This window comes from Glaciecola sp. MF2-115 (assembly GCF_047250385.1).
Classification (GTDB): domain Bacteria; phylum Pseudomonadota; class Gammaproteobacteria; order Enterobacterales; family Alteromonadaceae; genus Glaciecola.
This window is the reverse complement of sequence record NZ_JBLBVM010000045.1, coordinates 1-23231: the sequence shown is the minus strand read 5'-3', so window position 1 is coordinate 23231 and position 23231 is coordinate 1. Positions and strand designations below refer to the sequence as shown.

General features: G+C 40.6%; 22 protein-coding genes. 11 read left to right on the top strand and 11 right to left on the bottom strand.

What is annotated here, in order from left to right:
- Positions 1-35 precede the first annotated feature (35 nt).
- Complete coding sequence (gene rppH / locus ACKLNX_RS06140) at positions 36-626, bottom strand: RNA pyrophosphohydrolase (protein ID WP_411692759.1); 591 nt, start codon at positions 624-626, stop codon at positions 36-38.
- Between the two features lie 107 nt (positions 627-733).
- On the opposite strand from rppH, the gene mutH reads away from it, so the two are divergent.
- On the top strand, positions 734-1420 hold the full coding sequence (gene mutH / locus ACKLNX_RS06135; RefSeq protein ID WP_412971659.1) for a DNA mismatch repair endonuclease MutH: 687 nt from the start codon (positions 734-736) through the stop codon (positions 1418-1420).
- A gap of 8 nt (positions 1421-1428) precedes the next feature.
- Here mutH and ACKLNX_RS06130 read toward each other — a convergent pair whose 3' ends face one another.
- Positions 1429-3060 carry an FMN-binding glutamate synthase family protein gene (locus tag ACKLNX_RS06130; protein WP_412971658.1) on the bottom strand — a complete coding sequence of 544 codons (1632 nt, stop codon included), beginning with the start codon at positions 3058-3060 and terminating at the stop codon, positions 1429-1431.
- A 198-nt stretch (positions 3061-3258) separates the two neighbouring features.
- Positions 3259-4146, bottom strand: a complete 888-nt coding sequence (gene metF / locus ACKLNX_RS06125) for a methylenetetrahydrofolate reductase (RefSeq protein WP_412971657.1) — start codon at positions 4144-4146, stop codon at positions 3259-3261.
- Between the two features lie 140 nt (positions 4147-4286).
- Here metF and metJ point away from each other — a divergent pair, with 140 nt between their 5' ends.
- Positions 4287-4607: a met regulon transcriptional regulator MetJ gene (gene metJ / locus ACKLNX_RS06120; RefSeq protein WP_411692756.1), complete on the top strand. Its 321-nt coding sequence runs from the start codon at positions 4287-4289 to the stop codon at positions 4605-4607.
- A gap of 110 nt (positions 4608-4717) precedes the next feature.
- Here the strand turns inward: metJ and ACKLNX_RS06115 are convergent, their stop codons facing one another.
- On the bottom strand, positions 4718-5365 hold the full coding sequence (locus ACKLNX_RS06115) for a DUF2959 domain-containing protein (RefSeq protein WP_411692755.1): 648 nt from the start codon (positions 5363-5365) through the stop codon (positions 4718-4720).
- Positions 5366-5659: 294 nt separating this feature from the next.
- Here ACKLNX_RS06115 and pip point away from each other — a divergent pair, with 294 nt between their 5' ends.
- Both pip and dtd read left to right on the top strand, forming a co-directional pair.
- Complete coding sequence (pip, locus tag ACKLNX_RS06110) at positions 5660-6625, top strand: prolyl aminopeptidase (protein ID WP_412971656.1); 966 nt, start codon at positions 5660-5662, stop codon at positions 6623-6625.
- A complete protein-coding gene (gene dtd / locus ACKLNX_RS06105; protein ID WP_412971655.1) occupies positions 6622-7059 on the top strand; it encodes a D-aminoacyl-tRNA deacylase in 438 nt (145 codons plus the stop codon). Before pip ends, dtd begins: the two co-directional genes overlap by 4 nt.
- A 38-nt stretch (positions 7060-7097) precedes the next feature.
- Here dtd and ACKLNX_RS06100 read toward each other — a convergent pair whose 3' ends face one another.
- Together ACKLNX_RS06100 and ACKLNX_RS06095 are read right to left on the bottom strand one after the other, a co-directional pair.
- Positions 7098-7847, bottom strand: a complete 750-nt coding sequence (locus tag ACKLNX_RS06100) for a substrate-binding periplasmic protein (protein WP_412971654.1) — start codon at positions 7845-7847, stop codon at positions 7098-7100.
- A 311-nt stretch (positions 7848-8158) separates the two neighbouring features.
- The gene (locus ACKLNX_RS06095; RefSeq protein WP_412971653.1) at positions 8159-10441 is read right to left on the bottom strand and encodes a peptidase U32 family protein; all 2283 of its coding nucleotides are present in this window, start codon (positions 10439-10441) and stop codon (positions 8159-8161) included.
- 155 nt (positions 10442-10596) lie between these two features.
- Between ACKLNX_RS06095 and ACKLNX_RS06090 the strand changes: the two genes are divergently transcribed.
- The 5 genes from ACKLNX_RS06090 to ACKLNX_RS06070 all read left to right on the top strand — a co-directional run bounded on the left by ACKLNX_RS06090 (position 10597) and on the right by ACKLNX_RS06070 (position 15324).
- Complete coding sequence (locus ACKLNX_RS06090) at positions 10597-11247, top strand: glutathione S-transferase (protein ID WP_412971652.1); 651 nt, start codon at positions 10597-10599, stop codon at positions 11245-11247.
- A gap of 199 nt (positions 11248-11446) precedes the next feature.
- Positions 11447-12019: a hypothetical protein gene (locus ACKLNX_RS06085; protein WP_412971651.1), complete on the top strand. Its 573-nt coding sequence runs from the start codon at positions 11447-11449 to the stop codon at positions 12017-12019.
- 6 nt (positions 12020-12025) lie between these two features.
- On the top strand, positions 12026-13222 hold the full coding sequence (locus tag ACKLNX_RS06080; RefSeq protein ID WP_412971650.1) for a hypothetical protein: 1197 nt from the start codon (positions 12026-12028) through the stop codon (positions 13220-13222).
- 33 nt (positions 13223-13255) lie between these two features.
- The gene (locus ACKLNX_RS06075) at positions 13256-14665 is read left to right on the top strand and encodes a hypothetical protein (protein WP_412971649.1); all 1410 of its coding nucleotides are present in this window, start codon (positions 13256-13258) and stop codon (positions 14663-14665) included.
- A gap of 41 nt (positions 14666-14706) precedes the next feature.
- Positions 14707-15324 carry a hypothetical protein gene (locus tag ACKLNX_RS06070; RefSeq protein WP_412971648.1) on the top strand — a complete coding sequence of 206 codons (618 nt, stop codon included), beginning with the start codon at positions 14707-14709 and terminating at the stop codon, positions 15322-15324.
- Between the two features lie 231 nt (positions 15325-15555).
- Here the strand turns inward: ACKLNX_RS06070 and ACKLNX_RS06065 are convergent, their stop codons facing one another.
- The 4 genes from ACKLNX_RS06065 to ACKLNX_RS06050 form a co-directional block, all read right to left on the bottom strand.
- Positions 15556-16233 (bottom strand): hypothetical protein, encoded by a 678-nt coding sequence (locus ACKLNX_RS06065; protein WP_412971647.1) that lies wholly within the window; start codon positions 16231-16233, stop codon positions 15556-15558.
- A gap of 193 nt (positions 16234-16426) precedes the next feature.
- Positions 16427-17851 carry an ATP-dependent RNA helicase DbpA gene (gene dbpA / locus ACKLNX_RS06060; protein ID WP_412971646.1) on the bottom strand — a complete coding sequence of 475 codons (1425 nt, stop codon included), beginning with the start codon at positions 17849-17851 and terminating at the stop codon, positions 16427-16429.
- On the bottom strand, positions 17836-18900 hold the full coding sequence (gene pyrC, locus ACKLNX_RS06055; RefSeq protein WP_412971645.1) for a dihydroorotase: 1065 nt from the start codon (positions 18898-18900) through the stop codon (positions 17836-17838). Before pyrC ends, dbpA begins: the two co-directional genes overlap by 16 nt.
- An 86-nt stretch (positions 18901-18986) precedes the next feature.
- Positions 18987-19904: a hypothetical protein gene (locus ACKLNX_RS06050; protein WP_412971644.1), complete on the bottom strand. Its 918-nt coding sequence runs from the start codon at positions 19902-19904 to the stop codon at positions 18987-18989.
- 290 nt (positions 19905-20194) lie between these two features.
- On the opposite strand from ACKLNX_RS06050, the gene ACKLNX_RS06045 reads away from it, so the two are divergent.
- Together ACKLNX_RS06045 and ACKLNX_RS06040 are read left to right on the top strand one after the other, a co-directional pair.
- Positions 20195-21931, top strand: coding sequence for a lysophospholipid acyltransferase family protein (locus ACKLNX_RS06045; protein ID WP_412971643.1), 1737 nt, complete (start codon positions 20195-20197; stop codon positions 21929-21931).
- Between the two features lie 192 nt (positions 21932-22123).
- Positions 22124-23029, top strand: a complete 906-nt coding sequence (locus ACKLNX_RS06040; protein WP_412971642.1) for a YiiD C-terminal domain-containing protein — start codon at positions 22124-22126, stop codon at positions 23027-23029.
- A gap of 91 nt (positions 23030-23120) precedes the next feature.
- Here ACKLNX_RS06040 and ACKLNX_RS06035 read toward each other — a convergent pair.
- Positions 23121-23231: IS3 family transposase (locus ACKLNX_RS06035; protein ID WP_412970899.1), on the bottom strand; the 111-nt coding region annotated here is incomplete at its 5' end.

Below are 23231 nucleotides of genomic sequence, written 5' to 3'. Positions count from 1 at the left end.
AGTAAAGCAAGCTTAAAGCCCCTGTTACCGTTGCCTTAGGTTTGCGGTCTTGGTCGACGCCTTTTGTTTTTTCGATTATTGTTGGGTGAATGTGTATGAGGCTTTTGTGCTGTCGGTTTGTGCACAGACGGCTTTTGCACAGACGTTTTTTGCACGGATAAGACCACCGGCGAAAACTCTTTCATAGCTTTTCGATAAACATCTCGTTTAAACGAAACTACGTTACGTATTGGATACCAATAGCTAACCCAGCGCCAATCATCAAACTCAGGATGCCCTGACTGTAAAAGATCGACGTCTTTTTCGTCACACTTAAGTGTCAGCAAAAACCACTTTTGCTTTTGGCCAATACATACAGGGTTTGAACCCTTCCTTACAAGGCGTTTAGGCAATTTATAACGAAGCCAGTTGCGAGTAACACTAACTATACTTACGTCTTTTTCCAGCAAGCCCACTTCTTCGTGGAGCTCCCTATACATTGCCTGTTCGGCAGTTTCCCCTTGGTCAATTCCGCCTTGTGGGAATTGCCATGAATGTTGGCCATAGCGACGAGCCCAAAACACTTGGCCCATTTTATTGCATATGATAATACCAACATTCGCGCGGAATCCTTCGGCATCAATCACTTAGATTACCCAGCGCATTTATACTTTTATATCTGTCCATTCTTCCATAAACTATGCATTATGCAAAGCAATAGCGTTAATTATTTATTAAGTGAAGCACCTAGCCCATGTCATCATTACAAGTACCTCAAAATCCGCCTGATTCGATAGATGCCTTAATGCAACGCGCTCAAGGATTAGCGGGCCTGACTCTAGGTGATTTGGCAAATGCAGCGGACATTGCGGTTCCATTGAATTTTAAGACGCAAAAGGGATGGTCTGGGCAGTTAATTGAACTTTGCTTAGGTGCAAGTGCGGGTTCGAAACCAGAACAAGATTTCCCCGACTTAGGTGTCGAGTTAAAATCCTTACCGCTTTCCTACAATAACCAGCCACTTGAAACAACCTATGTTTGTTATGCGCCCCTAACTAATAATACCGGTGTAAACTGGAAAAATTCTAATGTGCGTAATAAGTTACAACAGGTTCTTTGGTTGCCGATTCAAGGTGAGCGAGAAATCCCACCTGCTGAGAGAGTTATTGGTTTCCCAATTTTATGGCAACCAAGCGCTGATGAAAACACACAACTTCAACACGACTGGGAAGAACTAATGGACATGATTAGTTTAGGGCACGTTGAACGCATCGATGCGACGGTTGGAACATATCTGCAATTAAGGCCCAAAGCAGCAAATGGTTCAGTGCTTACAGATGCCATCGGTGAGAGCGGCCAGGTAATAAAAACTCGGCCCCGAGGATTCTATTTGCGAAAGAACTTTACTCAACAGATTCTAGAACGCGCTTTTGCTGGGTAAAATATTTCCTAGCAAAGCGTTTTGGTTTGCATGTTGATATTGGATAATGTTTTCTTCGGCATGAAAGTGCGTGCGTCACCCTCTTCAAGGTCTATCTCATAGTTCTTAGGGATGCAGTCTTTCAAGAATCCGCCAATCACCATATGCGGAAAAATTTCATCGTAGCGTTTCACTTCCTGCTGATTAACCCGTCTAAATATATGAGTTCGGTTCAAGTTATGAGGAGCTTCTAGTCCTGCTGAGGAAATAATATCGACGGTCGCATGTACTGTTTTCTCATGAAACTGATGTACACGAACAGCCTTGTTAGCCGGAATTAATCCTGCAGAAAGAGCAGGATCTTGCGTTGCGACGCCGGTTGGACATTCATTTGTATTACACGATAAAGACTGTACACATCCGAGAGCTAACATCATGCCTCTAGCGCTATTACAAATATCAGCCCCTAAGGCGAGATTTTTAACTAAATGAAAACCCGATATTATTTTTCCGGATGCAATTATCTTAATATCTTCTCTTAGTCCAAAACCCGTCAGGCAATCGTCTACAAAGGCCAAAGCTTCAATTAAAGGGGAACCAATAGAGTTTGAATATTCCAGAGGGGCCGCTCCAGTACCGCCTTCGCCACCATCAACAGTAATAAAATCGGGTGTGAGATTTAATTCGACCATCGCTTTACATATAGCCACAAACTCACTTCTTCTGCCCAAGGCCAACTTAATACCTATAGGCTTTCCACCGCTAAGCTCACGTAATGTTTGGACAAAGTGAATCAATTCAAGTGGCGAATTAAATGCACTATGTGTTGGTGGAGAATCGACTTGAGTGCCAACTTCCACACCACGAATATCAGCTATCTCTTGCGTATTTTTACTTGCTGGTAAAATACCACCATGCCCGGGCTTTGCGCCTTGAGACAACTTAATTTCTATCATTTTAATATTGGCATGGGACGCTTGTTTGGTAAATTTGTCTGCGTCAAAACCGCCTTTGTCGTTTCGGCAACCGAAATACCCCGTACCAATTTGCCATACAACATCAGCACCGAACTCTAAATGATAAGGGCTTACTCCGCCTTCACCTGTGTTGTGGTAAAAGCCACCAAGCTTCGCTCCTTTGTTTAAGGCTTGTAAAGCTGGCTTACTTAAACTACCGAAACTCATCGCCGAAATGTTTAATATGCTTGCAGAGTAAGGCTGTTTGCAATGCCGGCTTCCAACAGTGACGCGTGGTTGTTTGTCAATATCATCAACTTTTAATGCAGATAAGGAATGGCCGATCCACTCATATCCCGTTCTGTAAGTATCAACTTGTGTACCAAAGGGGATTGTATCGCGACTGCCTTTTGCACGTTGATAGACGATATTTCGAAACATACGACTGATGGGAGCACCACCTGTATCTGTTTCAAGAATATATTGTTGAATAAAAGGGCGAACGTCCTCAATAATCCAACGAACTCTACCTATGAGCGGGAAATTTCTTAATATGGCATGCTTTTTTTGCCAGCTATCATAAACTGCAATACACAATAAAGGCAGCGAGAGAAGCAAACCCCACGCAAGCAGTGGTGCAAGAAGGGAAATGAGTAAAATGAATAAATTTATGCCTATCAATACCTGAAAAATAGTTTTGCGCATCATATCCCTTGTCTAAAGACTTGTAGTAAAAATTCAGAGCTTACTTTTTGGCAATAGCATCAGGTAAATTCAACTCAGCAAACTCCGGTTGATGCTGTTATACACACTATTCCAATAAATTAGTTTGGAAAAAAACTCTAATAATAGTGTTAGTTTACCTACAACAGCACCTAACTTAAACATATCTTACAAGAATGCCTACTTTTGATTGCGTAAACCCAGCATATGGCAAATTGCATAGCTTAATTCACAACGGTTCAAAGTATAAAAATGAAAGTGCTTCACCCCCTCTTTCGCCAAGACTTTCACCATATCCATCGCAATGTTTGCGCCCATCAAGTTTCTAGTTGCTTGATCGTCAGAATCTAAGCCGTCGTACATCTTATGCAACCAATTAGGAACATGCACATTCGTAAACCCTGCGAAGCGTGTCAGTGTTTGATAGTTGGTAACAGGTAGAATTCCTGGAACAATATCTAAATCGATACCGGCTGCTGCCGCTCGGTCTCTAAAGCGCAAAAATACAGAAGTATCAAAGAAAAATTGAGTAATCGCCTCGTTAGCACCGGCCTCTGCTTTACGCTTCAAATTCAATAAATCGAATTGCGCATTAGGAGCTTCAGGATGTTTTTCAGGGTAAGCCGCAACTGAAATATCGAAATCAGCGACGTCTTTCAGCAGGCTTACTAGGTCTGAAGCATACATGTCGGTCTTTTCGACCCCTGCAGGTAAATCACCACGCAAGGCCACAATGCGCTTTATGCCAGAATCCCAATAATCCTTCGCAATTTGCTTGAGTTCGCTTTGCGATGCATCAACACAAGTTAAATGTGGTGCTGTTGAAACCCCAGTTTCCTTTTGTATGCGCTTTACTACGGCATGGGTTCTATCTCTTTCGCCACTGTTTGCGCCATATGTCACTGACATATATTTGGGCTTTAAGGGTGCAAGGCGTTCGACTGATTTCCATAATGTCTTTTCCATATCTTCCGAATTCGGTGGAAAAAACTCAAAAGATACTTCGATATCTCTCAATTCAGATAAAGATTGATTTAAAGCATCGATGCCCTGTGCGTATGAAACCATTAATTTGCCACTTACTTTTAGACGTTTAGACGTCTAAATTACTTTTTATACGCTTAGACGTCAAGAAGTTTACACTTCTAGATTGATATTTTTTCTATACCAGTTAGAATTTTCATATAATTAAAATAATAAGGATCCCCATGGCAGAGTGGAACGGACAATATATTCACCCATATGCAGAACACGGTAAAAAGAATGAGCAAGTTAAAAAGGTCACTGTTTCAATTCCGATTAACGTACTAAAAGTGTTAACGGATGAAAGAACACGTCGACAGGTAAATAATTTACGTCATGCCACTAATTCAGAATTGTTATGTGAGGCATTTTTGCATGCTTTTACTGGGCAGCCATTGCCAGATGACAGCGATCTGAAGAAAGATAACCCCAATCGCATACCAGCCTCGGCAAGAGAGATTATGGAAAAAATGGGGATAGATATAGCGGCTGCGGAAGCTGAATAGAAAGCGTAAAACTATTCATTGTTGGCGATTCCCAAAATACCTGTAACTATGGCGTTTTGGAGAATCGCTTTCTATTTTGCGTGCTAGATTACTTGCGTTTGTTCCTTGCTCTAGCCTTTAATACTCTTAATAAATTCATCTGACTGTGCAATGGCAGTGTTCATTTCTTTGATCAAGCTACCAACGTCTTGTTTGATACTATTAAACTCACCTTGCAGTGCGCCAATCGCATTAGCGTTTAAATTATGTTTTAGTGCAAATACGTTGTCTTGAAGAGCAATAAGGACCGGATCCATACTTTGCTCAACCTTTCGCATCGATTTAAGTAAGGAAGCATATTTGCGTTTAGTTTCGCTGAGCTTACGTTTACTATCACGTTTCAAATTAGCGCTGGAAATCATTTCAATTTCATCAGCCCATTCCTCAAACAATGCCTGAGCAACTGACTCAACTTTATTTATTCTTTCTCTTACCGATTCAGCGCTCTCTTTGCTAACTTCAAGCTGGTCACTCAAATTATTATAAACATCTTCTAACTCACCGCCGTCGAAATTAATTAAGGCACTGAACTCGTCTAAAGCGGATGCGAACTGTTCTTGAGCATCCTTTTGTGAATCTTGAGCGTCTTCTACGCGGTCAACTAAAATATCTCGTTTCTCGACACCCAACTTTTCCCACATCCCATAATAAGCATTGTCTACCGCCGACTGACAACCGGCTAACGACAATATAAAAATACAACAAAATAAACGAAGCATGTCACTTTCCTTCTGAGGATGTAAAAAATTGTAAGTAAATGATACTTAAGTCTGCTTATTAGGATAAGCGACACTAGACTAAACTACTAGGCTTTACACCTAATTTACTCCTCATTTTCTCCTTAAAAGAGCCAAAAACGAGGTCATTTACGAGTAATACTGAATTATTTAAGTCGATTTAATTAGCAAAAAGGTATAAATTTAAGTAATTAATTAAATAGAGCACGACATTTTATGCCTAAGCCACAATTTGTCTGTTTTTGCTTACTTTCATACTAAGCGTGATTCAGATTTATGAATGGAATTTTCTACACTAATGCCGTTTATGACTATCAAACCATTGAGGTTTCAGATGGTCATAAGTTGTATGTAGAGCAAAGTGGCAACCCAGAGGGCATTCCTCTCATTTATATGCACGGTGGCCCGGGTGCTGGTTTAGGTAAAAATTATCAATGGCCATTCAACCCGCTTAAATATCGTGTCATTGGCGTTGATCAACGTGGATGTGGTCGTTCTACTCCTTTCGGTGATACCTTAAACAATACTACTGAATTGCTTATTCAAGATTTTGAGTTTATTCGCAAACATTTTAATATTGATAAATGGATTGTGTTTGGTGGCTCGTGGGGCTCAACCCTGGCTTTACTCTACGCAATTAACAATCCTAGAGCCGTAATATCTATGGTGCTGCGTGGTGTGTTTTTAGCTAGAAAAGAAGATTTTGATTGGTTTCTTCTGCCTACTGGTTGTGCTGCTCAAATTTACCCTGAAGCTTATGAAGAATTTTCAAGCCATATATCTGATAAGTCTTCTTCCGATATCGTGTGCAAACAGTTTATTAGTTTGTTTGAAAACCCAGACAATAACCTTAGCTTCCCTGCACTTAAAGCTTGGTTTAATTGGGAAGGTTATATCTCTCGCCTAATCGCACCTAACGTGATGATGAGTGATTTAAGTACCGATAAACACATAAAAAGTCTCGCATTGCTCGAGTGTCATTACTTGCTAAATAAATGTTTTGTCGCCGAAAATTACATATTAGATAACATCGATAAATTATACGATATTCCCTGTCATATCGTGCATGGCCGTTACGATATGGTATGCAAGCTGGAAGCGGCTTATTCGATCAAAAAAGCCTTGCCTCATGCGACCTTAAAGGTAGTCAATAATGCGGGGCATAGTATGTCTGAAACTGGCATCGCAAATGAGTTAACCAGAATAATGAATGAAATGTTTGAAAGCGGAGCGCGTTTTTGAAAGGATTAATTCAAAGAGTTACATCAGCTTCTGTTAGCGTAAATACAGAAGTCGTTGGGGAGATTCAGAGCGGTATATTGCTGTTTATCGGTGTTGAAAAAGACGATAGCGATCAGCAAATAGAAAAAATGGCCCGCAAAGTATTTAATTATCGAATATTTGCCGACCAAGACGGACGAATGAATAAGAGCCTTTCCGATATACAAGGTGAATTACTGGTGGTATCTCAATTTACCTTAGTCGCTGACACCGCAAAAGGTAATCGTCCTGGCTTCTCAAAAGGTGCGACACCTGAACATGGGGAGTTTATCTATAAATCCTTTGTACAGCACATAAACTCTGAATACTGGAAGTGCCAAACTGGGATTTTTGGTGCCGATATGGCCGTTTCACTGCTTAATGATGGTCCGGTGACGTTTTGGATTGAGACTTAGCTTTATCGAGTTACAGCGATGATGTGCGCAAAATGTTTTTAAAACACAAAGCCATTTGACTTTAATGCAATATCAACTGCCTGTTGAAACTTACTCACCAGTTGCTTATCAATGTCTTGACTCAGCGCGAAATAGTAATGTTTTGGCGGAAAGCGGTAAACAATTTCAAACTTACTTGGGTCAATATCACTAGCAATAAGCGTTTCTTGCCAACCAGCCTCACCAAATATCCAGAGATCTATGCGCCCTGCATTTAACATCTTTCCCAAGCTTTTCGAGTGCGCAATCAGTGCCATTCTTTGCGACGGTACTCCCGCATCATGGAGTATTTCTTCGCCTACATCGCCCTCCACGGCACCGGTCAAATAATTCTTTAAATCGTCTGGTTTGCTGATTTTTAATTGTCTCGACTTCAAGGCAATCAACACATCACTCTCAGCAGCAATTGGTCCGACCCATTGGAAAACTGTTTCTCGCTGAGACGTCCTAATAGTACTAAACAATACGGTATTAGGTCCCTCTTGAGCATCTCTAAAACCTCTAGCCCAAGGCAAAACCAATATCGCGTCGCGAGTTATAGGACTACCAGCACTAGCCGAGGCGGCCAAGAGTAAATCGACAGCAGGACCTTGCAACTCACCGTCTCGTATATAGTTGTATGATGCATTACTTTCTGTAATAAAAGTAAGCTCATTGAGCTCAATCGCTAACGCGGAAACGCTGTGAGTCAAAACCAAAAACACCACTACCAAGTCTACGATTAATAGCTTATAAAATAGAGGGCGCATATGGCTTAACCGAACATGTATAAATTTTCATCTACACAGTATAACCTCAAAGCTGTACATTTTCCGAGTAAAAAATTAAGGCCGCTAAATCTAAAATGTGTCGCTTGTAGATCTTCGGAAAAGCATCATTAAAGTGCTAGATTATGCAGTTTAGGCTCGTTTATGAAATTTATGCTGGTTAGGACGGTTTAAGCTCTTCTATTAACCCTTCGTTGTATACGCACTACCTAGGTCATTAGCGCGCAGGCGGTAACTTGGGATATTTGGGAGTTCACCGCGTGCGCAGTGATGACCTTTACTAACAGACTAAGCTACAAGCCATTGTGATACTGAACATTTGTAGATTCTGGAACCAGCATATTCAAGCTTTCTTCAACGCTATTATTACCCTCTAATAATTGCTCAAATTGCTGAATCAACTTCACTTTATCAGGTGACACTTTATCACCCGCACCTATGTTGGTTAAATCAATCATAAAGCCGTCAAACATGGGAGCAAGATCATGAATGATCTCCATATTCATGAATTGGTCTTGATTGTAAATGCTTGGATAACCGGCCTTTTGCTTATCAATTGCAAAAGAATCACCTTTGAGATTCGTAATACTAGTCGACTTATCGCATGACAGCATACAACCGTTATCGATGCGTGGTTTTTCGCAACCAACACTCTGTTGGAAGAAGCATTGGCGGCTGGCCATTAATAAGATTGGGTGATAAATACTGTACAACAATTTGAAGTTCTTAGGCCGCGATATCGTCTTTATTTGCTGTCTATTAATTTCGTTTGAAATGAACGCGCCACTGCAATTAGCGCTTTCTTGCATTGCTAATAAAGCATAAGAATTCGTCGTATTGAGGAATGGGCCTGCAATCCAATTAATACCTAACTCAGAAGCACGATTAGCAATGCCCGTATTATTGGTCACAATTAGCTTAGGTTTTACTTGCTCCAATATATTCAGTGCCACTTCGTAATCTTTACCAATTAAGACGGGTGGAAACCAAGGAATGAGTCTTGGGTTGTTCGCTAAAAAAGTAATGTATTTGGTGCATCCTCTTTTGTAAGCATCGGGTAACTTGAAGTATATATCTGCGTCCGTCTTGTCAGCTAGCTCTATGTCACTTTCATCACATATTAATAGCGACAACTTTGGCGGTTCATCGAGATTTGCTTTCGGATGGTTTTCAAGCTTTGGAAGTATGACTTCTGGCAATACATCTACGCCATCATTTAACCTTTTAGCCAATTCGTTTTTAAGCGCGGTAAGAGAACTAAAGGTTAAGCTGATATTATCCGCAAGTTTGTCCGTATCAATCTCTTCTAAAATATACTGTGCATTGTTAAAGCTTCTAAAGCGTTTTTCCAAAGAGATTGAATCAATATTCCCTTCTTTATTCGCCACTAGTTCTTGACTAGATTGCACTTCAATTGTTCGCTGTAAGCGAGGGGCGCCAAGTAATAAGCCATCTTCTTCTATGCTTGCTCGTATTAGCAAAGGAAAGCCTGGCTGACCACTAAAACTCAGCTTCAATGACATCTTCTCGATACTTACATGCTTTATTTTATCGAAAACCGTCGCATTCATTTCATCTCGTTCTTTTTGCAGAGACTGTTTCGCATCGTAAATTTGCACGATAGAAATAGCATTACTGGCTTCCAATGCGCGATTAGTGGAATTATCACGTGGATTTTCAATAAACATGGATTGGTTTAAGTCACCGCGCAAAAATGCGTTGGTCAAATCACGGTTGAACACTTTATAAAGCCGTTCACCATCCTGTGTTAATTCACCAGTTTCTAAATAGCCATCGATTTGCTTTCGAAAGCTATCGATAACAGTGTGAACGTAACTTGCTCCCTTAATGCGCCCTTCCACTTTAAAAGAGTGAACTCCGGCATCGATCAGTGCGGGCAAATCGAAGAACGCACTGTTGTCTTTGATATTGAGAGGAAAGTTATTACCGGATTCTGTCGTTTCGTATTCTTCACGGCACGCTTGACTGCAACGACCGCGATTTCCTGAATTCCCCACACTTGCAGAAGTTGAATAACACAAACCAGAAAAGGCTACACATAAAGAACCATGTACAAAAACTTCGGTTAAAACATCATGCTCTTTGCCTACGGCAGCCATTTGTGTAATTTCACGCAGGTTCAGTTCTCGTGAAAGATTTACTCGAGATGCACCCAGCTTTTTAAGAAAGGGAATTTGACCAACATTATGAGTCGTCATTTGTGTTGAAACGTGAATATCTAATCTGGGGAAATACTTTTTAATTAAATAGAACATCCCCATATCTTGCACGATAACGCCATCTAAAGTGGTATTCGATAGTCTACTTAGTAGCTTTGCCATCGATTTGAATTCACGCTCCAAAATGACGATATTCAAGGTTAAGAATATTTCGCAATCATATTGATGAGCTAAACGAATAACGCCTACGAGTTCATCAAAGGAGATATTTGACGCTCGGTTTCGTGCATTGAAGCTATCTAGACCACAATATACGGCATCGGCACCTGCGATAATTGCAGCTTTAATTGCTTCGACATCGCCACCTGGCGCTAGTAATTCTATCTTTGGACTCATCGTTATCACTTAACACTTATTTTTCGTTGAATTTATTCATCAGGGATTTTACCTGTATATTAAAGGTCTTTATACCGATAAAATGACTAGATGTTAGAATAATCACCTGATTACCAAATTAGTTTACGAATCCAAGCAAACAGGCGACGTGTTAAATGACTTTACCCATCTTATATTCTCTTAGGCACTGCCCGTTTGCTATGCGTGCACGGATCGCTATTTTTAAGTCAAGAAAGGCAGTTGAGCTGCGTGATGTGAAGTTAGACAATAAACCTGAAGCCATGTTGATTGCATCGCCGAAGGGAACCGTGCCTATTTTAGTGGTATCAGCCACTGAGATTATCGACGAGAGCTTGGATGTTATGCTGTGGAGTCTCGGTCAAAGCGATCCTGATAATTTATTAGGAAATCAATCAGATGGTTCAAGTGAGCTCCCCTCGCTGTTGAGTTTTGTGAATAAATACGATCAAGAATTCAAAGGCTGCATAGAACGCTACAAGTGCGCCAAACGCTACCACGAGCCAAACTTAGTAGAGTGCAGAGAAGCTTGTGAGAGATATATTCAAGACTTAGAGAGACGCTTAAGCCAACATAAATATGTGATGGGAACACATGAAAGTCTGGCTGACATTGCAATATTCCCTTTTATTCGTCAGTTCGCTAAAGTTGAACGCCAATGGTATGTGCAGGCACCGTACCCCAATCTTAAAAAGTGGTTGAACAAGTATTTGCAAAGTGCCATGTTTAACAAGGTAATGGCTCAGTACCCGATATGGGAAGAAGGAAATGAGCCTGTGATATTTTGAAGGGAGCCTTGATTTCAGCTTTGCATCGATATTCTATAATTGAGTGTATCGGTTCACTGTCTTTCTCTTGACAACAAATCTTCAAATTCTTATATTGGTTAAAAAACAACCATCGTAATCCCTGATCAGGCCATTCGCGCTGATCTGCATTATTTTACGTCATTTTCTCATTTGCTAAAAAATTAAAAATGGATTTGAAATGAAAATAACTAAAATGGCACTTACCGCTACTCTATGTCTCGTATTCTTTGTTTCAGGCTGTCAGTCGACCAGTAAAGGTGGTAACGACAACGAAGCCGGTTTAGGTGTATTTATGAAAACCACACTTTGTGCAGTCGGTGGTGTTGCGGGGGCATACATTGCGAAAGAACTCGCCGGTAAATACTTTAGCAATAGTAGCAAACAATATACTGCCGAAGAACGAAAAACCTTAACGAAAGGTTTTCAAGTAGGTTTGTTTCTTACGTTTTGCGGTATCGCTAATTATGCTGGTGAAACTATTTACAAGAAACTATCTGAAGATGGCTTAAAAAAACGTCGTGAGCAAGTATTGCAGGCTGCCGTAACAGCTGAATCAACAAGTTATGTTGACCCGCAAAATCCCAACTATCGCGGTAGCGTTGATGTCATCGACAAATATACTGAGAATAACGGTAATACATATTGTGTCGTCGCTAAAGATACTTTGGTAGTTGATCAAACCTCAGAGTCGATTTTAGTCACGCAATGTCGAGATTTACCTGATGGTGAATTTAAAGTCGTTGCGGTGTAATCCATTATGTCTACGCTCAGTTTTTGGCGAATATTTGTAGTAATCTCAATAGCCATAGCGGGTGGATTTGTAGGTGACGGCAACGCGCAAGAAGGCCAGTATCGAGAATTTCAAAATCAATGTAGTAGTGAGACAACGTCATACATAGCCCGAACAAAAAATAGAGCAGCAAGAACGTATGACGACTGTTTAAAGATTCTATCAAACGGCCGAATATTAAAGGTTTCCGGTAGTGTCGCTGCCGGAGATGCATCTCGTATCCAAAGAGCAATATACTCAAATAGAGGAGCAGTGGAAGTTCGATTGGATTCAGGTGGCGGAAACTCCGCTGAAGGAATGAAGATAGGCTTAGTCTTTCGCAGCAGCAAATTGCTGATTAGAGTTGCCAATGGCAACAAGTGCGCAAGTGCTTGCACCGTTGCATTCCTAGGTGGAAGTTTACGAACCATTGATTCAAATGCTCAGTTTTTAGTGCATATATACTCTGGCTTTATGAATGGCTTTGACCGCTTAAATGGCTACGATTTCAATACTCGCAGAGCAGAGAGTTTTATTTGGAAGGATAAGTTACTGAGTCACCCTCGAGAATTCTTATTATCAATTGCTAAAAACCAACATGGCTTGCTGTATTCATCTGTTTACCCAAACAAATACTATTTTGAAGAAGATAATAGGCGGGGCAACTCGTCTATTAAGGTAGCTAGGCGCTTTAATTATCTCAAAAGTATGATCCAAGCCCTTGATCAGAGTTTTAGTTATGAGGGTATGACTAGAGAAGCTAATCGTTTAACCAGAATGCTGCAACAAAAACGAATACAGTCATTCAATCATTATGTCGAACATCAACTTGATGCTGACATAAAAAGTATCGGCGAAGGCGGACGTTCTGCAGCCCATCAAATCGCAATGCGAATTGAGCGTGAAACAGCATTCAACATGATCGCCGGAATTTGTGAGTTAAATGAGAATAAAGAGTTTAGTTTCGTGTCATCGACTTATAAACCTTGGCTTGTAGCAGACCAATTGTTTACCTTATGTAAAACTAGTCGCTTCGACGAGCAGGTGAGTAGCCTCAATCGTATAGGCAATAGAAGCAATTTAGCACTGCGAATGATTATAACCATGTTCGAAAGTAGAATACGCGGAGTCTCCGAATTAAGCCAAGAGACACTATTCAATTACGGGTTTACCAATGTTGAATAGTAAGCTCATCAGAGGGCCAAAAAGGAGCAGAGCATGATGAAATTATTCCGTTGTTTAGCCATTCTTGTTTTAGCAATAATGCTTAGTTCCTGTGCATCTACATCTCTAGACAACAACCTTGATACGAAAGTAGAAGGGAAAGGAAATAGTATCGTTTTTTCCTGGACTGATCAGCATCCTTTCGCGCAAAACTACAAAACGGCTCGTATGCAGCTTATTGCTGAATATCAAGAACTAGATATGAATGGTAACACCCGACCTGTGAAACAAGTTGTGGCAAATATGTCACGAGACTTTCCAGAGTTAAACAGTAAAGTATTCGGCTTGCCACGAAAACTGAAATCAATTCCCGAATCATCAAACGTGTGCTTGTATATCGCTATGAACAATCAAGCCATCCCGGTTCGCGCTAGTACTGGAGGTAACGAATCCTCTAGATTCGCATTTCCGCTTTGGCAACAAAATGTTTTTGAACAGACTAAAGGAGATTTCTTCAATCAGATTAAAAACAAGGCAGAAAGCAATCTACGAAGCGCAAGAGATTCTGAATTCAAAGCCAAAAACTCTCCCTTCCATGAGCTCAACAACTTGAACAATGTTCTACAACGAGAAAACCTAGCTGGCATTACTAAGGTAAACAGTATCGAAGATTGCGATAAGTTATATATTGAACCCAAGTTTGTTGCTAAAACAGCTGACATTCTTCCAGCAGGAGAAATTCAAACCGCAGCTGCAAGCATTTGTACTGATGCTTCTTTCTATTTTTTTGATAACTACATCAATAGAGCCGTCGCAGCCAAAACGAAAGAACAAACCGACGAGCTTGTTTCTTGGTTTTCTACCAGAATAGATCTTGCTCTGATACTGCCAATGATTTATCGAAACCAAACTCATCTGAAAGAAAATGGTTTCTTTGAGACGCCAAACTTCACTGCAATTAAAGATTATTATGAGCAATTCGTAAAATCGGCACAACAAGCTCAAAAATACATGCAAAAAAGTAATGCTTATAAACCTGATGGGATCAACATTTGGTCCTCACAATATGCAGTAGAGGCGGGAAAGGTGAGCATATTTACTAATTTGATGGGCTTATCAGACAAAGCCTTTATTCCAGCTCAAATCAAAGAAGTCGTGATTAACGAGTGGACAGAAATTTCATATTGTACATTCGACATGGTAAAGCATTTAAATACCAAGCGTAGAAGCTATCAGTTAAATTTAGAAAACGCACCAAAACGAGCCATTGCCTCAACGAAGTATTTTAGGAATTACTGTGCTACTACTTTTGATAATCACGAAGCAACGGTAGAAAAATACACTCAACAACGCGAAGAAGCAGAAAAAAAACTCGATGAGCTCAATAAACAAATGACGCCAACAGGAAGCAAAACCTCGTATTCATCAGAGGAAATGCTAAATCAGAAAGCTTGCAAGATTTAGTTCGTTTTCAATAGTTTCTTTAAGCATATTTTAGGGATGGCATGATGGAAATTAAAACAAGCGTTCGCTTAGTTAAAGCAAAACCCGAAGCCGTCAATGAAATTGAAAGCTTAACATCAGGCAAGCATGACATTGCGTGGAGCGAGAACCTCGACAAACATGTCATGCTATCGGGTGACGCATATAAAACTCTGAATAATCAATTTCGAACGCAAAGTATTACGGGCTTACAAAAAAACTATCTTCAATATTTGCAGAACAACCTGAGCTTTGGGAGCTTTAACAATGTTAAGCTTGCAGCTAAGGCAGATAGCACGCCGAAGGTCTCCTCAAAAGAAATACAAAAAGCATACATGTCTTTAACTGCCAATAGTGCTTCGTTGATTAAGCAGTATTTCCCAGAGGAAATGAATGCCCCTATTCAATCGATGGAGTTCATATTCGCTAGCTACAGCGCGATAGATGCATGGTCAGATCCATTAAGAAAAAACAACATTCGCGCATCGATGGCGACGGGAAAAGCTATCATTGAAGCAATTGATGTTTTTGCTCCATTTTTCCCAAGCCTGCGGCAAATTCAGCCTGCTACCGCCATTGCAGGGGTAGCTTTAAAAACCGCTGAATCAGCCTATTTAGTGTATAGCTTGAACCAGAAATAAACTTGCCTTTAATCTGAGCAAGAACAAGCGATTTTATTATCTTCTCTCCACTCTCGGTAATTATTGCAAGTCATTTTGTATTGGTTGCACTGCGCTTGATTTCCTTTGGATGTCACCGTACCCGTTAACACTGTCATAAACACTTCACCAAGCAATTGTTCTGTCGGTGTTGAAGTGCAAGCGGATAATAAACACACAGTAAAAATATAAACCGGAAGCTTTTTGAAATTCCTAAAATGCATAGCCAACACCCAGCATATACCGGTCAGTATCTCCTTGCTCAGTACTGAGGCTAACTTTCCAATTATCTCCCAGCAAATAAGAGGCTGATAACTCGGTATACATGCCGGTGGCAGCGTCAATGTGGCGGTAACCTACGCCTATCTCGAACTCAAATGAATTGAAGGCTTTCGCTTTGTAACCTGCTTCTATAATAGAGCCAGTGCTCTCAGCTCGTTGATATGTTACATCTTGCTCTATTTCGAGTGGATTGTTGAACGTTCTGGAAAAGTTGGAGCGCCTCTCCTGTTCGAAGTCGTAATATTTTGCTTCGAAGCGAAAAAAGCTACTATTTGAAATTTGATATAAATAGCCTAAGCCAATAGAAAGCTCTTTAAAGTCGTCGTTTGCTGATAAGCGATCAACACGCTCACGATCTCCCAGGTCAACAACTCGAAAACCAAAGCTATCTACTCTTGTATTGAAATACTCACCTACCAAATAAAAATTGTCAGATATTAATTTCCGCCCCGATACATAGTAACCATCGGCGCTTGGTTCTTGAGAGTCGAAATAAACGTTAGCTCGACCGGCTTCGATAAAATCAGAACTTACACTAACTTTTGCGATAGACGATGCATGACTTCCCATCAGCGCGGTGATTGCTAAAAAACTAAGCGAACGCTTCATTAAATATCCTTTTTTTTGAATTCATAAATGTGGAATTTGCTGACTAAGATTGGCATTTTAAAACTGAACAAAAGCTGAATGATTGATAAATAAGTTATGATTTTATTACGAATAATATAGATTTTGGCTTTGGCGCTTCTTCGCAAAAGTAACTGCAATTCAGCGCACACGGAAAAATTATTGAGAATAAAACTTATAGTTTTCTAGCCTTAAAACGCTTCCCTTTAATACGGCGCTCTCTAAATTGATTGAGTGCGCGCTTTACGCTTCTCGCTTTGATCGCGATATATGTATGTCGGGCGGAAATCGAAATTTTGCCAATATCTTCCCCTGGGATTTCCGCTTCTTTCGTTAATGCGCCTAATACATCACCAGGACGAAGTTTATCTCGTTTGCCGCCATCAACAGCAATACATACGTATTCTGGCTCTCTGATGCGGTTTGCATGAAAACGCACGCCTTGTATGTGCATCTTGTTGATTTTCGCATCTGTTCTGGCAGCAATCTCGTCTAACTTACCTTCTTCACTTTCATCAATAAGTGTAATTGCTAAACCTTTTTCTTCGGCTCTTCCAGTTCGTCCAATACGATGAGTGTGGGTATCAATGTCTTCACTCACTCGATGATTAATGACTAAGTCGACACGGTCAATATCAAGACCTCGAGCGGCCACATCTGTAGCAACCAATACGCTAACTGTTTTGTTGGCAAAGCGAGCTAACACTTGGCTACGTTCTGATTGCTCCAGATCGCCATGCAAACCAACGGCTGTAAAGCCCATTTGATAGAGTTCGTCACTAAGCTCTTTGGTTTCGCGTCGAGTTCGGCAAAATACAATGGTCGATTCAATCTGATGATGAGTCAGTAGTGCTGCAACTGCTTGTGTTCGATGCTCATTGTTAATGCGATAAGCTTGTTGCTCGATATTCGGCGCTGACTCGCCATCTTCTACTTTTATAATCTTCGCATTGCGTTGATATTGATCGGTAATACTCTTGATTTGCTCTGGGAAGGTCGCTGAAAACAATAAGGTTTGGCGAGTTGCAGCCAATGCCGTTTGCGATAAATTGTGCATTACAATACGCATTTCATCTTCGAAGCCCATATCCAACATGCGGTCAGCTTCATCTAGTACAAAGCAATTTACTTTCTTAAGACTGAGTGTGCGCTTACCGATATGATCCATGATGCGCCCAGGCGTACCCACGACAACATTTGCACCGTAACGCAGAGACACAATTTGTGGACCCATTGGCATTCCACCTACCAAAGAAACTACCTTAAGATTAGACATGCGCTTAGCGAGCAAACGAATTTGCTCTGCCACCTGCTCAGCCAATTCACGTGTCGGACACATGATTAAAGCCTGTGGGTTCTTAGCTTCAACGTCTATTTTACTTAATAGAGCAAGGGCAAAAGCCAAAGTTTTACCGCTACCAGTTTTAGCCTGTACAGCAACATCTTTGCCTGCCAATACATCCGGCAGGCACGCCTGCTGAGTTTGTGTCATTTGAGTAAACTCAAGGGCTTCTATTGCTTCCATCAAAGGTTTAGATAAACCTAAGTTAGAAAAGGAGGTCGCGCTATTTGCCGCAGTAGATGTCATGCTAATTTCCATTGTAGGGTTTCACCTGCAAAGAATGGCACTATTTCATTGTTAGCGGGTTCCGTGCTAGCAGTGTCATCTTTTGTCGGTAATTTGATATTGCTAGGAACTTCCCAGCTTTGTTTGTTTAGTGTGATCGTTCCGCCGTTGCGAGGTAATCCATAGAAGTCTGGGCCGTAATGACTCGCAAAGCCCTCTAATTTTTCTATCGCGTCTAAATCTTCAAAGACCTGTGCGTACAACTCAATTGCACTCCAAGCGCTATAGCAACCAGCACAACCACAAGCGTTTTCTTTTTTATGTTTTTCGTGTGGCGCTGAATCAGTGCCTAGAAAGAACTTTTTAGAGCCTGACGCGACTACTTCCCTTAAAGCTTGTTGATGAGTATTGCGCTTTAACACGGGTAAACAATAGTTATGTGGACGAACGCCGCCAACTAACAAATCGTTGCGGTTTAAAAGTAGGTGCTGTGGAGTAATGGTCGCGGCTACGTTGTCAGAGGAAGCGAGCACAAAATCTACCGCATCCTTTGTAGTAATGTGTTCAAAAACGACCTTTAAGTTTGGAAAGTCGTTCACAATGTCACGTAAATAGGTATCGATGAACTCTTTCTCACGATCGAATATATCGATGTGAGCATCGGTTACTTCACCGTGGATTAACAACAACATTCCCTCTTCTTGCATGACCTCGAAAACGGGATATAGAGTTTTAATGCCTTTAACTGCTGCATCTGAATTCGTTGTTGCACCTGCGGGGTATAGCTTTGATGCAACAATACCAGCCGCTTTCGCGTTTTTGATTTCTTGGGTTGTGGTTTGGTTGGTCAAAAACAAAGTCAGCAGAGGTTCAAATTCAACGCCTTCTGGCACTGCATCCAATATGCGCTGCTTATAGTCTAAAGCCATTTCAGTTGTCGTTACTGGCGGTACTAGGTTTGGCATAACAATCGCACGTTTAAAACAACGTGCAGTCGCAGGAACAGTTTCCTTAAGCATTTCACCATCGCGAAAATGTAAATGCCAATCATCTGGAGTTTGAATAGTAAGCGTTGTCGTCATGCCAATTCCACCATATAAAGAGGTCAAAAATAATGGCGAATATTTTACCCTATTTACACACTTAAAGGGCAATTAAACGATGTAATTTACTCAGATTTTGCTTTTATAAGACTATTCAATGGAATTAAGCAGACTTTCGCGATAAATAAGGGTTTCTCTTCCTTACCATACGCAACGCATTCTTGAATCACTAGTTTCTTATTACTCGACTCAGGACCAAACTCATTAGCGTCGTCAGATATATCTGGGCCCACTAGTATGTTAATTGCATCGTTACTGCGCAGTTCTTCAAGCTGTCGCTTATCTATACAAAGCTTCTGGCTGGCATAAATCATGGGGTGAGAAATTAAGTCAATATCTTCAAAAACGGCACGTTCAAGGAGGGCTGATGAGATTAACCCCAAAGGGTACATTTCTGGAAAATCTACTTTATCAGCGAATTCATCGATAAATAGGCTCTGTTCTGCCCCAGCACTAGCTAAGAAGTTCTTAGCATTGCCCACAATCATATATTTGCGTTTTAAAAAGTATTTCGTCCCAGGTACTAAGTCTCTATCACTTAGATCATTGAGCATATGCATTGGCGGTAACTTACTTGGCAACGGCAAGGTCATATCATTAGCTTCGCGCTTATGACCAATAATCGCAGGCTTTTTATTAGCTTTTAAAATAAGGCGTCGGCTGAAGATGCTTGGGCCGTCACCATTTGACCATTTGCCACTTTTAACACTTAAACTAACTTCATCGTCAGGCCGCACACAGTTTGCAAAACTAAATTCATAAGCACTAAAGCGAAACTGCTCAGGATCAATATCGCTGGCGCCATTCATGTCCAATAATTTACATTGATACTCGATAAAGCAACCGAGCTGAAAGCCCAATGCGATAGGGCCCTCAAAAGGATTCCCGCGAAGCCAGTGCCAGCGGCTTTTGTCGTGAAACAAATTAAAGTCATCTGTTGAGTTTCTAGCAATATCAATATGTAATTGAGTCATCAAAAGCATGGATTGTTCTCATCTTGTTTGACAATTTGTGAATTCTGTACATTTTTTGATAAAAGTGTAAGCCAGAACTTGAAATATAGAAACTCTTCATCTTATCAATACTGCTTGTATAGAATATGCTTATATCGACAAAATACCTATAAGCATAAATTTGGCACCTCGTTGCAACATCGGTGCATTTTCGAATGAATGAAAAACAGAAGTAAATTGAAAGAAAAAAGGATAACCTTGGTCTTCTAAAATACAGCTTTTTTATTTGATTCACTACTTTTTAATAGGCACTGGAATTCATGCAACCCGCCATTAGTATTAGCAATATATCGCCAAACACTCACTTTGCAAACAAGCTTTTCATTTGGTTTCTCGACCGATTGCTTGGCATCAAAAAAATGGACCGCTTATATCGTCAGCATGAAATGCAAGGTTTGAGCAAAGAAGCTTTCTCTGACCGCTTAATTCAAATTCTTAAATTAGATATTCAAGGCGCAGAGAAACTCAAGCTAAAAATCCCCAAAACAGGCCCGGTTGTCATTGCCAGCAATCATCCTTTTGGTGGTATAGAAGGCGTTATTTTGGCACGCTTAATAGGTGAAGTTCGTCCCGATTTAAAAGTATTAGCCAACAAAGGACTTGGTATCTTCAGAGAAATATCTGACTATTTTATTTTCACTAATCCACTCTCCCCCAACGATCCTAAAAATGGCCCCTCCCTGCGCCAATGCGTGAAACATGTTCAATCACAAGGGGCGCTACTTATCTTCCCCGCCGGAAAAGTGTCCTATTATCAAAAAGCGAAATCTGGCATTAGTGAACACGTTTGGAACAAGCTCGTAGGAAGATTAGTCAGTATTGATAGTTGTCAGTACGTACCTATATTTGTAAACGGTGAAAACAGTAAGAAGTTTTATCGAATTGAAAGGATATATTTTAAACTACGTATGTTGTTTTTAGGCCGTGAGTTACTGAATAAAACTGGCGCCAAGATTGTTATTAATACAGGCAATTCAGTTAAGGAAAAGCAGTTTGATAAACAACTGAATCATACTGACAAAGCGATGCTTTGCAGAGCGCTTAGTTATGCACAAGATCGTCGATGGAGATATCAATGGCCTGCTGATATGGTCACAGAGCAGTTACCTATTATTGATGAAATTCAAACTAGCCAACTGATCAAAGAGATCTCCGCGCTTCCTGCCAATCAATTGCTTCTAGAAAATAAGGGATACTCCGTTTATTTTGGCTACCAATCACAACTTCCTCTCGTCGTTAGGGAAATTGCTCGTCTGCGCGAGATTGTGTTTAGAATGCATAATGAAGGAAGTGGTCAAGCACTTGATACTGATCGATACGATGCGACTTATACTCATCTGTTTATTTTAGATAATGAACAAAAGAAAATAGTGGGAGCTTATCGTATGGGTCTGACTGACAAGTTGCTCGACAGTGAAGGCCCTGAAGGCTTGTACTTGCATAAAATGTTTAAGTTCAGACCTAGTTTCGTCAATCAGCAAGAACCCTGTATGGAAATGGGCCGGTCATTTTTAGTTCCTGAAATGCAAGGCTCATATCAAGGCTTATTATTGCTTTGGAAAGGTATAGGTCGATTTGTCGCTCAGTTTCCACAATACCGAACACTTTATGGCACAGTGTCAATTAGTAAGTTGTTTGACCCACGAAGCGTAAAATTGATTGAACAAGGTTTGATTGACTCGCAAAGTGCCTCTCAGGTGGAAGCCATAAATTCGTTTGAGTTCGATAATCATATTGAAATAAATGAACTCGCACAAAAAATAAAATTAGGTGAGCAACTTACTGCATTTTTAACTAGCATTGAAGATGACGGAAAAGACGTACCTGTCCTAGCTAGGCAATATCTAAAAATGGGCGGCAAATTTCATGCTTTAGGTATAGACACTAGTTTCAATCATACCCCAGGTTTATTGCTAAGTGTGCACTTCCCTAGTGCTCCAGAAAAGTTGCTTAAATTATATGTCGGCGAGACGTATAAAGAATATTGTGATTGGTGAAATTTCTGTTTTTTTTGCGAAGGCAAGAATCTCCAAATAACGTTAGGAAATTCAAAAAGTGTACTATCAAAGCTTTCCATGAAGTTTGGGAGTTCCCTTCCTTCGAAGGGATGACGGTGTACGTAATTCAAGATACACTAGCCGCTTACTGAAATTTTAACACGCTGCTCTGGAGCATAACGAGGAACACTTTTGTTTACGATCTCAAAGCCTACATCAGAACAAGAACTCAATGATTACTTTCATTTTAGATGGCTGTGGTTGCGTAAGCAGTGGGGTTTTCCAGAAGGCTCAGAAAAAGACGAGTATGAAACCGTTAGTGAACATAGAGTCGTTCTAAATCCCTCTGGGCAGATAGTGGCCTGTGGTCGAATCCATTTAAATACGTCAGAAGAGGCTCAAATAAGGCATATAGCGGTAGATAGTAAGTACCGACGCAAAGGTGTGGGTCAACTTATCTTAACAGCTTTAGAGGCGGTTGCGCGTGATTTAGGTGCACAACGAGCGGTTACTAATTCACGAGAAACCTCAATGTCATTTTTCGCTGCTTGTGGATTTCAAATCGAAAAAGAAGCTCCGGCGGAACTGGGAAAGCTAAAACGCAAGCATATGTTCAAATTACTTGTGGACAACAATGTCCTTGTTCTCCATCCCCAATGGTGCAAAGAGCTTCAGGATACCTGGCATGAAAAAATCCCGATTACCGAACATATGGGCATTAAGCTTTATCAATATACTGAGAGTACTATTGAAACTAGAGCATCGTTAAATAAGAACATTAATCTACACGGTTCCATGTTCGCAGGAAGTATTTTTTCGCAAGCTACGCTAACAGGTTGGGGAATGATATTTCTGCAACTTAAGCAAAAAGGTCTTCAAGGTGAAATTGTGCTCGGTGACGGCGACATTCATTACCATAAACCTATAACGATGCGCCCACGTGCTGTTTGCAACATCGAATCGGTGAAAGCACGATTCGATCTACTCAAGTCTAACAAGAAATGTCCTATTGAACTGACTGTCGACATACACGACGAAGATACGGCTGTCGCTAGTTTCAACGGAAAATATTGGGTTATTCCACCAAAGGCAAGTTAAGTTAAGTTAAGTTAAGTTAAGTGAAGTAAAGTTGAGTTAATAAAAAAGCGCTAATGTTTCCTGAAGTGACCCCATTAAGTTGGACTCATTTCTAAGCGGCGACCAAGGCCTGATTTCGATATTGTGTCGGACTCAGGCCTTTTAGTTTTAGCTTAATGCGTTCGTTGTTGTAATAATCAATGTATTGTTTGATGTTTTCAAT